This window comes from Jiangella endophytica, assembly GCF_003427025.1.
In the GTDB taxonomy this organism is placed as follows: Bacteria; Actinomycetota; Actinomycetes; order Jiangellales; family Jiangellaceae; genus Jiangella; species Jiangella endophytica.
Genome location: NZ_QVAI01000014.1, coordinates 163,727 through 179,235 on the forward strand (window position 1 = coordinate 163,727; position 15,509 = coordinate 179,235).

Genomic DNA, 15,509 nt, shown 5'->3' on the forward strand with positions numbered 1-15,509 from the left:
CTAGCATGCTTGCATGGATGCGCGGACGGACGACCCGCGGCGGGCCGGTGACCTCCGGCTCGCCGTGGGCATCGTCGCGCTCGAGTTCGCCGCCGCCGTCAGCACCTTCGTCGCGTCGACACTGCTGCCGATCGTCGCGGCCGACCTCGGTGCCCGTCACCGGCTCGGGCTGCTGATCGCCGGCGGCACCCTCGGACTGTTCGTCGCGATGCCGCTGGCCGGGACGGTGCTGCGCCGGCTCGGCGCCGGGCGGACGCTGGCGCTCGGGACCGTGTTCTACGTCGGCGGGCTGGTCGTCGCGGCGACGGCACGGGTGGCGTGGCCGTTCGCGCTCGGCCAGTTCACCGCCGGCGCGGCGGGCGGACTGCTCGCCGTCTTCGGCATCAGCGCGGCGATCCGGCGGCTGGACGAGCGGCTGCGGCTGAAGGTGATCGCCGCGTCGTCGGCCATGTGGATCCTGCCCGCGATGGTCGGCCCGGCCGCGACGCTCGCGCTCGAGCACGTGGCCGGCTGGCGGTGGGCGCTGCTCGCCCCGGTGCCGGTCGTGCTGGCCGGGCGGCTGCTGGTGGTGAGCGCGGTCCGCGGCGAGGCGGCGCCGGCGGACGGGCAGCGCCTGCGGCCGGCCGGACTGCTCGTGCCCGCCGGAGCGGCCGCCGTCGTGCTGTCGGACGGTGTCTGGTTCGTCGCCGTGGCGGGTGCGCTCGCCGCCGTCGCCGGGACGGTCGTGCTGCTGCCCGCGGGGACGGCGCGGCTGCGCCGCGGCGCACCGGCGGCGCTGGCCGCCATGACGTTGTTCGGCGCCGGGTACGTCGGCGCCGACAGCCTCATCACCGTCCTGCTGACCGACGAGTACGGCGTGAGCCTCGCGCGGGCGGCGGTGGTGCTCGGTGCCGCGCCGCTCGCCTGGGGCGTGACCAGCCTGGTGGTCGCCCGGGTGGCGCCCGAGCGACAGGTCCCGGCGGCAGGGCTCGCGCTGACGGCGGCAGCGGCGGCCGTCCTCGCCGCCGGGCCGCGCGAGTTCGCCGTCGCGCTGGTCGCCTGGGCCCTCGGTGGCGCCGGGGTCGGGCTGGCGTACCCGGGCCTCTACCTCCGCTCGACCACGCCGCCACCCCAGCCAGCCGCCTCGGCACGGCCAACGCTGCTGCTCGCTGGGGCTCGGCCGCCGAATCCAGCGACGGTGGAAAGGCCCGCCGGCGACGTCCGCCCGGCCGCCACGTCAGCGCCGGCATCCGAGCCGTCCGAAGCCCCATCAGCGGAACCGACCCGACGCGACGCGCTGACGGCCGAACCCCAGACACCGGTCCTGAACCGACACCGGACACCGGCCGCCGAACCACCACCACCCGAGCCGACTCACCGTGATGCGCCGGCGACTCAGCCCCAACCACCGAACCAGAACGAACGCCCGACACCGTCGTCTGACCCTCGCTCACCGATACGGGGCCGACGCGAGGCGCTGGCGGCCGAACTGGCGACGGCGGTGATCACGGCCGAGGCGGTCGGCGGGCTGCTCGGCCGGGCCGGCGGAGGTGCGCTGGCCAGCGTCGACGACGGCACCGCAGTCGCCTACGGCGCGTTCGCCGTGCTTCTGGCGGCGTCCGCTCTGGCCGCGACGCGCAGCCGGACACCGTCGTGAACCCGATGGCGGCATCGCCCGCGGCACATCGCCCACCCGCCCGCGGATCCGGCGGGTACTCCCGAAACCGGCGCTTGGCGCTCGATCCCGGCCCGGACGCGCCGGTATCGGGAGTATCCGCCGGTTCGGCGGGCATCAGCCATCCCAGCCCGCCGGCAACACGACCCCCGCCCTCCCAAGCGGTGGCCAGTCCGCCGGCTCGGGCTCCACCGCGCCCACCCCGGGCACATGCTTCCACCAGCGCACCGGCCGGTCTCGCCGAGCGTTGTCCCGCAGCACAGCGGCGAACCGGGCCGCCAGTTCGTCGCGGTCACGCCAGGCCAGGTCCCACCCGAACCGCACCACCTCGAGACCCAGACGCCGCAGCCGCCACTCACGCTCACCCTGACGCGCCACGATCCGCGCCGCATCAGGCCGATCGTCGTACTTCACCGCACCGTCGGCCTCGAACACCACACCGTGCCACGGCCACAACGCGTCCACCCGGTACTCCGGCTCGCCCTCACCCACCCACGCGTTCGGAACCGGCGAAGGCAGATCGAACTGCAGACACGTGAACCGGCCCAGCGTCTCCAGCGGAGACTCCGCCCGCGGGTCGGCGTACTCGGCCACCCACCGCGCCCGCGCCACTCCGGGCCAGCCGGACATGGCGCGAACCGCGGCCTCCAGGTCCTGGCCCGCCGACGCCGCGGCATCGGCGGCCACGAGCGCCGGCAGGATCGGCCCGGATCTGGCCGCGTCGGCGACGGCCCAGGCGGGACTCATGACGCCGATGCCCCGGACCCGACGCGCCTGGCCCGGCGGGATCGCCGCGATCCTGATGTCGCCGTATGCGCCGTTCCGGACCTTGTGCCCGGCGTCGTTCGGCCGGATCGCCGTGACGCGCGCCGGCGCCGGCCCGACCGTCGGCAGTTGCCACGTCGCCACCGACGACCAACCCGTCAGGCAGGTCGAACGACCGCTGTACAGCGCGAACGCCCGCGCCCGGAGTCGGTGCAGCAGCCAGGGCGACGCGGCCGCCAGAACGGCCGCCGCCGCGTAGCAGCCGGGCGCGAGCCGGACCAGCAGCCCGGCGACGACCAATCGACGCAACCGGCTCTCGTCGACGCCGGCCCGCGGCCACGGCGAGGGGAACGATCCCGCAGCACCGCTCGAGCAACTCGGCCACGTCGGGCGGGAAGAAGCGCAACCGGGCGGACATGCGACCAACCCTCCTCGAGCCGGGTGATCCCGGATAGCCGCGATGAGCGATCTGTGGACGACTTCGCCCAGCCGCCCGGCCTGTGGACCTCACCGCCGATCGCTACCGACCCGGCCAGCAGGAACCGCATGGCCGCGTTCTGCCGGCCGAGCAGATGGTCCGGATGACCTTCTGCCGGAAGCTGACCAGCATGACGATGTCGGCACAGACCTTGTCGACCAGCCCGACCCGGCCGAGGCGAGCAGGCGGCGCGGGACGCGCTGGCCGGTCGCGGCCCCTGCTGCTGGCCGCGCTGGACCCCCGCGTCGACCGGCGAGCCGGCCCGTCGCACCGAGCTCACCGCCGGCGGCCTCTCCCAGCATCTCGGCGCCTGCGCGCGGCCGGGCTGGTGACGTCGCACCGCACCGACCGGGTCGTGCTCTATGCCCGGCCGGCGCTGGGCGACGCGCTGCTGGGCGGCTGAACAGGACCGGGGCCGGCCCGCGCACGTACGGGCCGGCCCCGGGGCCGGTGGGTCAGAAGCGGCCGCACTGCTCCTGGCTCGCGAACGGCAGGTCCGCGTATCCGGACACGTCCTGCGTGGCCAGCGACCCGTCGGCCGCGGCCCGCAGCACCGCCAGCGTCGGGATGCGGAAGAGGTTCTCCAGCTGCCCGTTGCTCTTCTGCCCCACGGAGCGGACCTCGTAGAAGATCGCGCCCTTCGTCGGGCTCCGCAGCACCGGCTGCTCACCGGCCGGCGCCGTGCCACCCATGAGCATGCGGCTGAGCCCGGCGTTGGTGATGTCGATCAGCGGGTAGTGCGCGACGTTCGCCAGCCCGTACCGCGCGAGCGCGTCGACGCCGGCCATCGCCATCTGACGGTTGGTCAGCCACTGCTCGGCCGTCATGCGGCTCGGATCGATGGAGCGGGCGCCGATCTGGAACTGGTTGAGGTCGTTGGTGCCCTCGACGACCGGCGCCTGGCCCATGTGGTGCAGGTCCAGCGCCAGCTCGGGCGCGACGTCGCGCCACAGCCGCCAGAACGCGGCCGTCTCGGGCTGGGCGAAGTTCTCCCAGTCGCGGTTGAGGTCGATGCGGGTCGGCGTCGTGCTCTGCCGGATGTTCGCCTCGGCGCCGTCGGGGTTGTACATGGGGATGACGACGACGGTGAGGTTCTCGCGGATCAACCGCGCGTCCGGCGAGCCGCTGGCCAGGTGGTCCAGGACCTGCAGGACGGCCTCGGTGCTGTGCAGCTCGTTGCCGTGAATGCGGGCCTGCAGCCAGAACGTCGTCGGGCCGGTGCCGACGGTGGCGTAGTACAGCTCGCGCCCCTCGCCGGACGTGCCGGCCGACTGCACGCTGACGCGGCCCTGGCTGGTCCGCTCGATCCTGTCCAGTGCCTGGACGACGTCGTCGTAGCCGGCGACGCTCGACAGGCTGACGTTCTGGTCCTCCTGCAGGCAGGGGCCGCCTGGCAGGTGCGGCGGTTCCGACGCCGCCGTCCCGGCCCCGGTCAGGACGGTGGCGAGCACGCCGAGACCGGCGAGCCCGGTGATGATTCTGCGCATGGATGCCTCCTCTACAGGTCGTCGCGGGGGTTGCCGATGGAGGGACCGGCCGGCGGGATGTCGAAGTACCGGGCCGGGTCGACGGCGCCGATCGTGCCGGCGGCGAGCGCCTCGAGCGTCACGCCCATCCCGGTGAGCGACTGGCGGATGAGCATGCCCATCGACTTCTGGGCGACCGAACGGGTCTCGTAGAGCATGATCCCGGCGCCATTGAGCGCGTACGAGCCGAGCGCGGTGCCCGGCAGCTCGACGTCGGGGTAACGGGTGATGCCGCCGAACGGCGATTGGCCGATCGAGCGCAGCGCGTCCCAGACCAGCACGTTGACCTGGAAGCTCAGGTCGCGCACGGCCGGGTCGAGCGGGAACTCCGGCGTGCCCTCGGTGACCAGGCCGATCACCTGCAGCGTCGTGAGCTTGTTCTCGGTCTCGGACTCGACGTTGCTGCCACGGTGGTGATGGTCGATGAAGACCGCCGGCCGCAGCCGCTGGAACACCGCCGCCGACGTCCGCGCCTCGGGCGTGACGAAGAACCCGGGCAGCTCGGACGCGCCCGGCAGCAGCGCCTCGTCGCCGGGCTTCAAGCGGAACGTGAGGTCGGGGTGGAAGTCGCGGTTGATGTCGTAGCCGGAGACGCGACCCGGCTGCAGCAGCGACCGCGGGAGGTACCACGGCGGCGGGGCGGCGGGATCGAGGCCCCAGTCCTGCGGCGTCCACAGCTGGGTGTTCTGCCGCCGCTGGACGAGGAAGCCGGTCGCGTCGCGGAAGTCGGCGCCGTCCATGTTGAGCCGCGGGATGAACCAGATCGTCAGGCGGTCCAGGATGTCCCGGACGGCCGGGTGCGAGCTGGTCGCGAGCGTCTGCATGAGGTGGAGGACGACCTCGGTGCCGAGCGGCTCGCCGCCGTGGATCTGGGTCTGGATGAGCACCGGCAGCTTGCCCGTTGCCGGCTCGCCGAAGCGGGCCAGGTGGATCGGCCAGCAGCCGGCGGAGTGGCCGGCGATCTCCACGGCCATGCGGCCCTTCGACCGGGCGGCGATCGACGTGAGCTTCGGCCCGAGGTCGCTGTTCGCGGTCAGGGCCGCCTTCTGGACGGTCTGGTCCGGCTGCAGCCACGGCCCGTTCGGCTTGGACTGCGGGTCCGCGTGGGCGGCGGGCGCCAGTGCCGCGCCCACCCCCAGTCCGGCGACCCCAGTGAGGAACGTGCGTCGGCGCATGCGGGCTCCTGTGGTCGGTGACATGACACCCTGGTGATCGCCGTCACGCCCCAAAAGGGCACGGCCCGCAATTCGGCGATCGGCCCGACTTTTGTCCGCCGGTAAATTCGATTGACGATGGACCCGGCGTGCCTAGGCTGACCGGATGTACACCGACGAGGACGTGGCGGCGCTGTACGAAGTGCTGAACCCCTGGGGTCCCGGCGACGCCTTCTCTCTCGACCGCGTCATGGCGGCCACGTCCGTCCTCGACGTCGGCTGCGGACCGGGCGGGCTGCTGCGCCGCGCCCGCGACGAGGGGCACACCGGCCGGTTGTGTGGTCTCGACCCCGACCCCGCCGCGCTGGCCCGGGCCCGGGCGCGCACCGACGTCGAGTGGGTCGGCGGCCGCGCCGAGGACCTCACCGCGACGGGCGAGTTCGAGCTGGCCGTCATGACCGGCAACGCCTTCCAGGAGCTCCGCGGTGACCACGACCTGGCGGCGTCGCTCGCGGCGATCCGCCGGGCACTGGTGAGCGGTGGCCGGTTCGCGTTCGAGACGCGCAACCCCGGCGCGCGGGAGTGGGAGTCGTGGCGGCCCGAGAACGCCATGGACGTCGTCGACGCCGCCGGCCGCGAGCTGCGCGTCTGGCACGACGTCGAGGCGGTGGCGAACGGCCTGGTCACGCTGACCGAGACCACCGGGACGCGTGACGGCACGCCGCTGCGGGTCGACCGCGCCACTCTCCGGTTCACCGACGCCGCCACGCTGGACGCGCTGCTGGCGGCCGCCGGGTTCGAGGTCGAGGAGCGGTACGGCTGGTGGGACCGGCGGCCGCTCGCACCGGACAGCCGCCTGATCATCACCGTCGCCCGAGCCGTCGATGGCTGACGTCGTGCGGGTGGCCGTGCTGTCCGATACGCACGCGCCGCGGTTCTGGAAGACCTGCCCGCCGGCGGTCGCGGCCCGGCTCGGCGAGGCCGACCTCATCCTGCACGCCGGCGACGTGTGCGTGCCGTCGGTGCTGGACGAGCTGGCGGCGTTCGCGCCGGTGCACGCCGTGCTCGGCAACAACGACGGCGCCGACGTCGCCGCGTGGGGTGCGCCGGAGGAACTGCGGCTCACCGTCGCCGGCGTACGCATCGCGATGCTGCACGACAGTGGGCCGGCATCGGGACGGCTGCCGCGGCTGCGGGCCCGGTTCCCCGACGCCGACCTCGTGGTGTTCGGTCACTCCCACATCCCGTGGAACGAGGAGTCCGGCGGCTTCCGCGTCTTCAACCCCGGCTCGCCGACCGACAAGCGCCGCCAGCCGCACGGCACCATCGGCCTGCTGGAACTGGCCGACGGCCGGGTCGTCTCGGCGCAGATCGTCCCCGTCACGCCCTGACCTCGTCGTTCCGCTCGCCGGGTTCGCTCCCGCCCCGGCGAGCCGCTCGCTGCCTGGCGCTCGGGGTGCTGACGGTGCCCGCACAGGGCTGTGCGGTGGCCTCCCGGCCTCCGGGTCGCGGCCTGCGCCGGGCCCGCGGGCGAGTGGGGGATGGCGGCCGGAACATCGGTCGGACGTCCCTAGCGCGGCAGAGCGGGCGCCAGGCCGAACAGCTCGAACACGCGCGGGTCCTGGAACACGACGGTGCGCGCGACCCGGCCGCCGTCGACCTCGAACACCTGCAGCGTGTGCAACCGGCCGGCGCTGTAGGCCGCGAACGCCGGCTGCCCGTTCGCCCACAGCGGCACCGTCCCCCAGTCCGCGCCGCGCAGGACGAACAGCCGCGCCATGAACCGGCCGTAGTCGGCGCGGCCGCGGTACCACAGCGGGACCGGCGGCATCTCGAGGACGGCGTCCTCGGTGAGCAGCGCGACCAGCCCATCGACGTCGGCGGCCTCGAAGGCGCGGGCGTAGCGGTCGACGACGGCGCGCACCTCCGGGTCGTCCGGGACGGCCGCGACCGCCGACACCGTCGGCTCGGCCGCCGTCAGCCCGGCCCGGGCGCGCTGCAGCGCGCTGTTCACCGACGCGACCGACGCGCCCAGCATCGACGCGACCTCCGCGGCGCTGAACCGCAGCACCTCGCGCAGCACGAGCACGGCCCGCTGCCGCGGCGGCAGCACCTGCACCGCCGCGATCAGCGCAAGCCGCAACCCCGTCCGCGCCTCGACCGTGTCGGCCGGATCGGTGGGGAACGGCTGCAGCCACGGCACCTCGAACGACGGGGTCAGCGGCGCCTCGGCGTCCTCGCTCGGCACGCCCAGGCCGGACGGCAGCGGTCGCCGCGCCCGGCCCTCGAGCGCCGTGAGACAGGCGTTCGTCGCGATCGAGTAGAGCCACGTGCGCAGCGACGCGCGGGTCTCGTCATACCGGTCGCGCGCCCGCCACGCCCGCAGCATCGTCTCCTGCACGAGGTCCTCGGCCTCGTGCACGGACCCGAGCAACCGGTAGCAGTGCGCGACCAGCTCGCGACGATGCGGCTCCAGGCGCTCCGCGAGGTCGCCGCCGGCCCCCGTCGTCACAGCGCCGGCGTGTTGGCGTAGGCGGCGATGCGCCACCGGCCGTCGCGCCGGAGCAGGACCCAGGTGGCCAGCACCGCGCGATCGGCGGGCAGTTCCGTCTCACCGGCGAAGAGGATCCCGGCCCGGCTGACGACGATCGCCGTGTCGCCGTCGATGCGGACGTCCTGCGGGGTGTCGACACCCTGCGACCCGCGCAGCGGGCCGGCGAATCCCGCGGCCATGTGGTCACGGACGGCGGCGCGGCCCCGCTGGACCACGCCGCGCATGGTCACCGTGGCGTCCTCGGTGTACAGCGCCGCGAACGCGTCGGCGTCGCCGGCCGACCAGGCGGCGTAGATCTCCTGCAGGACCGCCCGGACGGCGCCGACGTCGGAGGTGGTGGTCGTGGAGGTCGCGGAGGTCGCGGAGGTCGCGGAGGTCGTGGAGGTCGTGGAGGTCGTGGTGGTCATCGCATGCTCCCGGTGGGACGGTGGGTCGTGCTGTCACCGGGATGTACCGGCGAGCGACCGCGAACTCATCGGTGTCTGCGCGGACGACTCTACGGATCGACCGGTCCGGCCGTGCGGCAGGCCGAGCGCGGCCAGCGCGCCCAGACCCACGACACCGGCCCCGACCAGCACGGCGACACCTGCGGCGTCGACGTACCCCGTGGGCGTCAGCTGGCCGCCGGCACCGGTGAAGACCGCCGTCAGCACCGCGATGCCCAGCGCGACCCCGATCTCGCGCAGCGCCGAGTTGGTGCCGGACGCCTTCGCGTTGTCCTCGTCGCGGATGGTGGCCAGGACGGCCGTGGCGCTGGGCGCGATGACCAGGCCCATCCCGACGCCGGCCAGCACGAACGCACCGACCAGCCGTCCGTAGCCGACGTCCTCGGACAGGACCAGCGCGATCCAGCCGAGGGCCGCGGACACGAACACCAGGCCGGTGACGATCGGCAGCCGGGTGCCTAGACGCGGCACCGCGAGCCCGGCCAGCGGCGCGACGACCATCGGCGCCATCGTCCACGGCATCGTCAGCACGCCGGCCTCCAGCGGGCTGTACCCCTGCACGACCTGCAGGAACTGGATGAGGATGAAGATCGCGCCGAAGATGCCGAAGCTGAACAGCACACCGACCACGTTGGCCATGGAGAATCCGCGGTCACGGAACAGCCCCAACGACAGCAGCGGATCCGTCGTCCGCCGCTCCCACGCCACGAACAGCGCGAGCAACACCGCGCCGGCGGCCAGCGTCGTCACGATCTGGGTGCTCCCCCAGCCGGCCGACTCGGCGCGGACGATGCCGAGGACCAGCGCGAGCAGACCGGCGCTGGCCAGCGCCACACCGACGAGGTCGATGCGGACCCGGCGGCCGAACGACTCCGGCAGCACGGTCAGCACCAGCGGCAGCGACAGCAGGCCGATCGGCACGTTCAGCCAGAAGATCGCGTGCCAGCTCAGCCCTTCGACGACAGCGCCGCCGACCAGCGGGCCGAGCGCGACGCCGAGCCCGGTCACGCCGCCCCAGATGCCGATGGCCATGGGCCGCAGCCGCGGTGCGACCGACGTCGACAGCAGCGTCAGTGACAGCGGCATCAGTGCCGCGGCGGCCGCACCCTGGACCGCGCGGGCGGCGATCAACTGCCACGACTCCACGCTCACCGCGCACAGCACCGACGCGACCGTGAACAGCGCCAGCCCGAGCGCGAACACCCGGCGTCGGCCGAACCGGTCGCCCAGCGCGACGGCGACGAGGATCAGCCCGGCGAACGCCAGCGTGTAGGCGTTGACGAACCACTGCAGCTCTTCGATCGACGCCTCGAACTCGCGCTGCAGGACGGGGAGTGCGCTGGTCACGACCAGGTTGTCCAGCGCCGCCATGAACATCGGCACGGACGCCGCCAGGATCAGCAGCCACGTCGGCCGGGATCGCACGCCGTTCATCGCCGCACCTCACGATCAGGTTGTAATCGGTTGATTACTTAGACAGTAGTAATCGACTGATAACATGTCAACCATGGAGACGAGACAGCGGCTCCCGGCGGCCGAACGGCGTGAGTCGATCCTGGCCGCGGCCAGCGTCGTGTTCGGCGATCGCGGCTACGCGGGCGCCACGACCGACCAGATCGCCACGGCCGCCGGCATCAGCCAGGCCTACGTCGTGCGCACGTTCGGCAGCAAGGAGACCCTGTTCGTCGAGGTGGCCCGGCGCGCCGTCGGCCGCATCGAGACCGCGTTCCGCTCCGCCATCAGCGCCGACGACGACCGCACGGTCGTTCAGCGGCTGGGCCAGGCCTACCTCGACCTCATCGCCGACCGCGGCATCCTGCTGTCGCTGCTGCACATCTTCAGCCTCGGCAACGACCCCGCCATCGGCCCGGTCGGCCGCGAGGGGTTCCTCACCATCTACCGGCTGATCCGCGACGAGGCCGGGCTCCCGCCCGAGGAGGCCAGCCGCTTCCTCGCCGAGGGCATGCTGATCAACACCGTGCTCGCGCTGCAACTGCACGACTCCGACGACCCCGACGCCCTCGAGCTGGTCACTCAGGCCTGCGGCGGCGACCTCGGCCGCTTCCGCGCCCTCGCCGCCGGCTGAGCAGGTGATCGTCCGGCTGCTCGGCCCGTTCGACCTCACCGGTACCGACGGCGAGTCCCTTGCGGCCGGCGGCCCGCGAGCGCGGGCCGTTCTCGCGCTGCTCGCCCTCGACGCCGGCCGCTGGGTGGCGGTGTCGCGCCTCGTCGACGGCGTCTACGGCACTCGGTTGCCCGGCTCGCCCCGGCACGCGATCGAGGCCCAGGTGTCCCGGCTGCGCTCGCGCGGGGTGGCGGTAGAGCAGGGACCGGCCGGGTATCGGCTGGCGGTGTCCCCCGACGCTGTCGACGTGCACCGGTTCACGCGGCTGGCCGCGCAGGGAGCGTCGGCGCTGTCCGGGCCACACTCGTCGGGCGGAGCCGCCGCGGCGGCCGAACTGTTGCGCTCGGCCCTGGAGCTGTGGCGCGGCCCGGCCCTGACCGATCTCGCGGCGGCCCCGTTCGCCGCCCCTGCCGCCGCCGATCTGCAGGAGCGCCGGCTCGCGACCCTGGAGGACCTCGCCGAAGCGGAGCTGGCCCTCGGCCGGCACCGCGCGCTGACCGTGTCGCTCACGTCCCTCGCCGCCGCCGAGCCGCTGCGCGAACGGCTGCACGGCCAGCTGATGCGAGCCCTGGGCGCCGACGGGCGCCGGGCGGAGGCACTCGCCGTGTTCGCCCGGCTCCGTGACCGCCTGGGCGACGAGCTCGGGGCGTCGCCGTCGCCGGAACTGGTCGCGCTGAACACGGCCCTCCTGCGCGACGACGTGCCGACGGTCTCGCCGCGGCCGCTGCCGGCGCAGCTCACCGGCTTCGTCGGGCGGACTGCCGAGGTCGCGCGGGTCCGCGAGCTGCTGACGTCCGGCCGCCTGGTCACGCTGACCGGGCCGGGCGGTGTCGGCAAGACCCGGCTGGCCTTCGAGGCCGCCGGCCCGGCCGATGACGTGTGCTTCGCCGATCTCGGCGCGGTGGAGGACGGCGCGGACCTGCCCGCAGTGCTGCTGGGCGCACTGGGGCTGTCGGCCACCGGGCTGTTCCCGATCCGGTCCGGGCCGGTCGACCCCGCCGAGCGCCTGGTCTCGGCCCTGGCGGACCGGCGGATCCTGCTGGTGCTCGACACCTGCGACCGTGTCGTGACGGAGTTGGCCGTCCTGCTCCGGCGGCTCCTCGCGGCCGCGCCCGGCGTGCGTGTGCTGGCGACCGGCCGCGAGCCGCTCGGGCTCACCGGCGAGCAGGTCTGGCCGGTCCACCCGCTCCCGCCGGACGACGCCGACCGGCTGTTCGGTCAGCGCGCCGCCGCGGCCGCGCCGGCCCTCGTACCGGCTCTGCGCAGCGACGAGATCGGCACCACGGCCACGCCAGGCTCGGTCACCGGGCGGCCGCACCGTCCGGATGGTGCGGCCGACCCGGCGGCGATCCGCCGGATCTGCACGGCGCTCGACGGGCTGCCGCTGGCGATCGAGCTGGCCGCGGCCCGGCTGCGCACCGTCGGCCTCGCCGAGCTCGCGGACCGCATGGACGACCGGTTCGCCCTTCTGTCCCGCGGCGACCGGACGGCCGCGCCCCGCCACCGCACGCTGCGCGCCGTCACCGAGTGGAGCTGGGACCTCCTCTCCCCCGACGAGCAACGGTTCACCGCCCGCGTCGCCGCGTTCCCGGGCGGGGTCACGGCCACGACCGCCGCCACGATCGACCCGTGCCCGGACGACCTGCTCGCCGGGCTGACCGAGAAGTCGCTGCTCCAGCGGACCGGCGACCGCTATCGCATGCTGTCCACCGTCCGCGAGTTCTGCGCGGCCCGGCTCCCCGCGGCCGACGACATCCACGCGCGCCACGCGCGGACGTTCCTCGAGCTGGCCGAGGCGGCCGAACCTCACCTGCGCGGCCACGAGCAGCTGACCTGGCTGGCCCGGCTCGACGCCGAGCACGACAACCTGGCCGCGGCGCTGCGGTGGTCGGCCGAGCACGATCCCGTCCTGGGACTGCGGTTACTCGCCGCCCTCACCTGGCACGGGCATCTGCGCGGGCAGACCGGCGAACGCGCCGCCGTCGCGGGACGGCTGGCGGCCGCAACCGCCGCCCTCCCGGACCACCGCGAGGAGCACGCCCTCGCCGTCGCGACCGCGGCCGCGGGCGGGCCCGCCGCGGTCCTCTCTCCGCCGGGGCCGCCGCGCTCGCCGTACCTGCCGCTGATCCGCTTCATGTCCGAGGGCCCGCACGGCGGCATCGAGTTCGCCGCCGACCCGTGGTCGCGCGCCTTCGCGCGGGTCGCCGCCGCCGTCGGGCACACGCTGGACGGCGAGCCGGCAGCGGCCGAGCGAGAGCTCACCGCCGCGCACGCGCGGTTCGCCGAGCTGGGCGACCGGTGGGGCCGGGCCGTCGCGCTCGAGCAGCTGGGCGCCGTCGAACCGGCAGGCGAGCTGTTCCGCGAACTCGGCGCGACGGCGGATCTGGCGCGGCTGGACGGTCTCGTCAGCGATCGGTGAGCGGACGGTGAGCGACCCCGCCGACCCTTCCCTCATGACACGACTCACAGGGAAGACGGCGCTGGTCACCGGCGCGTCGCGGGGCATCGGCCGGGCGATCGCGCTGCGGCTGGCCGGTGACGGCGCGACCGTCGCGGTGCACTTCGGCGAGCGCGAGGACGCGGCGAAGGACACCGTCGCCGAGATCGAACGGCACGGTGGCAGCGCGTTCGCCGTCCGAGCGAAGCTGGGCTCCGACGACGCCGTCGGGGCGCTGTTCGACGGGCTCGCGGCGGGCCTCGGGGAACGGCCCCTGGACATCCTGGTGAACAACGCCGCTTACGGCGACCTGGCGGCGCTGTTCCAGGGCAGCATCGAAGCCGTGACAGCACGGCAGATCGACGAGGTGTTCGCCGTCAACGTGACGGCGCCGCTGCTGATCATCCAGCGGGCGCTGCAGCTCATGCCGGACGGTGGCCGCATCGTCAGCGTCTCGTCGGTCTCCGCCCGGATGGCGGCGCCGTTCCAGCTCGCGTACGGCATGAGCAAGGGCGCCATCGAGGTGATGACCCGAGCCCTGGCCCACGAGCTCGGCGCCCGCGGCATCACCGTCAACGCCGTCGCGCCGGGCGCCACCGACTCGAACATCAACGCGGCGCTGCAGGATCCGGATCTCCGCGAACGGCTCAGCGAGCTGTCGGCGCTGCGTCGCATCGGGCGGCCGGAGGAGATCGCCGACGCCGTCGGGTTCCTCGCCTCCGACGACGCGCGCTGGATCACCGCGAACATCGTCGACGCCAGCGGAGGCGCGTTCCTCGGGCCTATCCAATAAGCCGATATCCCGGTACATTTCAGACCGTCAGTGAGGCGGTCACGAAGGGTGCGGGCGATGAGGCGAAGCGGCGTGGTCCTGACCGGAACGATCACCGCCGCGGTCGCCGCGGCAGCATTCGCCGCGCCGCCACCGACTCCGGCGGCGGCGAGCACGGCCGGCCCCGCGGCAGCGGCCGCGGCGGCGCCGTCACACAGCGAGAAGATCATCTTCGACGGCGGCGGCGACGAGGTCCTCAACGGGATCACGTACCACTCGTTCCGCATCCCGTCGCTGATCCGCACCACCGAGGACACCCTCATCGCGTTCGTCGAGGGCCGCGCCGCGAACAACCAGGACTTCGGCAACATCAACCTGCTCTACAAGCGCTCCACCAACAACGGCGCCACGTGGTCGCGGCTGTCCGAGGTCGTCGGCGCCGGGCAGGGCACCTGGGGCAACCCGACCGCTGTCGTCGATCGCGAGACCGGCACGATCTGGCTGTTCATGAACCACCAGCCGGTCGGGTCGCACCCGGTGAACTCGTGGGACGACCGGCAGGTCTGGCTGTCGCACAGCACCGACGACGGCGTCACCTGGACCGACCCGGTGAACATGTCGGCGACGCTGAAGCCGCGCACGCTGGCCGGCGGGCGCAGCTGGAACTGGGACGCCGTCGGGCCCGGGGTCGGCATCCAGACCACCGTCGACCATCCGGGCCGGCTGGTCATCCCGGCCCAGCACCGCAACATCTACAGCGACGACCACGGCCGGACCTGGCAGGTCGACGTCATGGAGACGGCGTCGGGCGCGGCGATGGAGCAGACCGGCGAGTCGACCGTCCTCGAGCTGGCCGACGGCCGGCTGTACCGCAACGACCGGCCCACCTCCGGCGTCTGGGAGACGGCGAAGCGACGCTGGGTCTCGACCGGCCGCATCGGCGCCGGGTTCACCGCGTTCAGGCCGGCCAGCTGTCTGCTCGACCCACTGAACGAGGCGTCGACGATGCGCTACAACAGCGACGCGCCCGCACGGCTCGCCTTCGTCAACTCCGCCAGCACCGAGACCCGCACGAGGATGCGGATCCGGGTGAGCGAGAACGAGGGCGCGACGTGGAGCTACAGCCGGCCGTTCTCGGACGCCCCGCTGCCCGGCGAGGGTGGGAACTACCGCGAGGGCGGCTACTCCAGCATCGCCAAGACCGCCGACTACCACGTCGGCGCGCTGATCGAGGTGAACGAGAACGTCGGGAGCAACTCCACGTCGCATCGCTCCATCGCGTTCCGGAAGGTCAACCTGCCGTGGATCCAGGCCGGTGTACGCGAACCCACCTGCGACGGCGGCCTGTGATCCGTACCCGGTGATCCGCGGCCTGTGATCCACGGCCTGTGGTCAGCGGCGCGGTGGCCGGGCCGGCACGGCGCCGGGGCTGCGGTGAGCACACCCCGGCTGCGCGAGCCGCCCGGTCGACCTCGCACGCGGTGGGCCGAGCTCACCTCCCGCCGGGCCGAACTCACACCCCGCGGAGCCGAGCTCACATCCCGCCGGGCCGAGTTCGCACCCCGCCCGGCTGGGAGGGAGTCCCACCCTATGGGCGG

At 74.0% G+C, this 15,509-nt stretch carries 14 protein-coding genes; 8 read left to right on the plus strand and 6 right to left on the minus strand.

The annotated features are described in order from the left end of the window. Positions 1 to 13: 13 nt before the first annotated feature. A complete protein-coding gene (locus tag DZA62_RS25140; RefSeq protein WP_198664159.1) occupies positions 14 to 1,636 on the plus strand; it encodes an MFS transporter in 1,623 nt (540 codons plus the stop codon). 135 nt (positions 1,637 to 1,771) lie between these two features. Here DZA62_RS25140 and DZA62_RS25145 read toward each other — a convergent pair whose 3' ends face one another. Then, a complete protein-coding gene (locus DZA62_RS25145) occupies positions 1,772 to 2,728 on the minus strand; it encodes a hypothetical protein (RefSeq protein ID WP_157987894.1) in 957 nt (318 codons plus the stop codon). A gap of 299 nt (positions 2,729 to 3,027) precedes the next feature. Here DZA62_RS25145 and DZA62_RS25150 point away from each other — a divergent pair, with 299 nt between their 5' ends. Continuing rightward, entirely contained in the window at positions 3,028 to 3,300 is a 273-nt protein-coding gene (locus tag DZA62_RS25150; protein WP_157987895.1) for a hypothetical protein, read from the plus strand. A 52-nt stretch (positions 3,301 to 3,352) separates the two neighbouring features. Here the strand turns inward: DZA62_RS25150 and DZA62_RS25155 are convergent, their stop codons facing one another. Both DZA62_RS25155 and DZA62_RS25160 read right to left on the minus strand, forming a co-directional pair. After that, positions 3,353 to 4,384, minus strand: a complete 1,032-nt coding sequence (locus DZA62_RS25155; protein WP_116951685.1) for a M14 family zinc carboxypeptidase — start codon at positions 4,382 to 4,384, stop codon at positions 3,353 to 3,355. 11 nt (positions 4,385 to 4,395) lie between these two features. Next, positions 4,396 to 5,598: a M14 family zinc carboxypeptidase gene (locus DZA62_RS25160; protein ID WP_157987896.1), complete on the minus strand. Its 1,203-nt coding sequence runs from the start codon at positions 5,596 to 5,598 to the stop codon at positions 4,396 to 4,398. Positions 5,599 to 5,743: 145 nt separating this feature from the next. On the opposite strand from DZA62_RS25160, the gene DZA62_RS25165 reads away from it, so the two are divergent. Continuing rightward, the gene (locus DZA62_RS25165; protein ID WP_116951687.1) at positions 5,744 to 6,469 is read left to right on the plus strand and encodes a class I SAM-dependent methyltransferase; all 726 of its coding nucleotides are present in this window, start codon (positions 5,744 to 5,746) and stop codon (positions 6,467 to 6,469) included. Between the two features lie 4 nt (positions 6,470 to 6,473). Then, positions 6,474 to 6,968: a metallophosphoesterase family protein gene (locus tag DZA62_RS25170; RefSeq protein WP_116951751.1), complete on the plus strand. Its 495-nt coding sequence runs from the start codon at positions 6,474 to 6,476 to the stop codon at positions 6,966 to 6,968. A gap of 179 nt (positions 6,969 to 7,147) precedes the next feature. On the opposite strand, the gene DZA62_RS25175 is transcribed toward DZA62_RS25170, so the two are convergent. From DZA62_RS25175 to DZA62_RS25185, 3 genes are read right to left on the minus strand one after another with little or no spacing between them, the layout of a single operon-like run. Next, a complete protein-coding gene (locus DZA62_RS25175) occupies positions 7,148 to 8,089 on the minus strand; it encodes a sigma-70 family RNA polymerase sigma factor (RefSeq protein WP_116951688.1) in 942 nt (313 codons plus the stop codon). Continuing rightward, positions 8,086 to 8,538: an SgcJ/EcaC family oxidoreductase gene (locus DZA62_RS25180; protein ID WP_116951689.1), complete on the minus strand. Its 453-nt coding sequence runs from the start codon at positions 8,536 to 8,538 to the stop codon at positions 8,086 to 8,088. Before DZA62_RS25180 ends, DZA62_RS25175 begins: the two co-directional genes overlap by 4 nt. Positions 8,539 to 8,571: 33 nt before the next feature. Further along, a complete protein-coding gene (locus DZA62_RS25185; RefSeq protein WP_116951690.1) occupies positions 8,572 to 10,011 on the minus strand; it encodes an MFS transporter in 1,440 nt (479 codons plus the stop codon). A 73-nt stretch (positions 10,012 to 10,084) separates the two neighbouring features. Here DZA62_RS25185 and DZA62_RS25190 point away from each other — a divergent pair, with 73 nt between their 5' ends. Genes DZA62_RS25190 through DZA62_RS25205 form a run of 4 tightly spaced genes read left to right on the plus strand, consistent with a single transcriptional unit; the run spans position 10,085 to position 15,261 of the window. Next, positions 10,085 to 10,663 carry a TetR/AcrR family transcriptional regulator gene (locus DZA62_RS25190; RefSeq protein ID WP_116951691.1) on the plus strand — a complete coding sequence of 193 codons (579 nt, stop codon included), beginning with the start codon at positions 10,085 to 10,087 and terminating at the stop codon, positions 10,661 to 10,663. A gap of 4 nt (positions 10,664 to 10,667) precedes the next feature. Further along, positions 10,668 to 13,121, plus strand: a complete 2,454-nt coding sequence (locus DZA62_RS25195) for an AfsR/SARP family transcriptional regulator (RefSeq protein WP_116951692.1) — start codon at positions 10,668 to 10,670, stop codon at positions 13,119 to 13,121. A 34-nt stretch (positions 13,122 to 13,155) separates the two neighbouring features. Beyond that, positions 13,156 to 13,932, plus strand: a complete 777-nt coding sequence (locus tag DZA62_RS25200; RefSeq protein WP_116951693.1) for an SDR family NAD(P)-dependent oxidoreductase — start codon at positions 13,156 to 13,158, stop codon at positions 13,930 to 13,932. A gap of 57 nt (positions 13,933 to 13,989) precedes the next feature. Next, positions 13,990 to 15,261, plus strand: coding sequence for a sialidase family protein (locus DZA62_RS25205; protein WP_116951694.1), 1,272 nt, complete (start codon positions 13,990 to 13,992; stop codon positions 15,259 to 15,261). Positions 15,262 to 15,509: the final 248 nt, after the last annotated feature.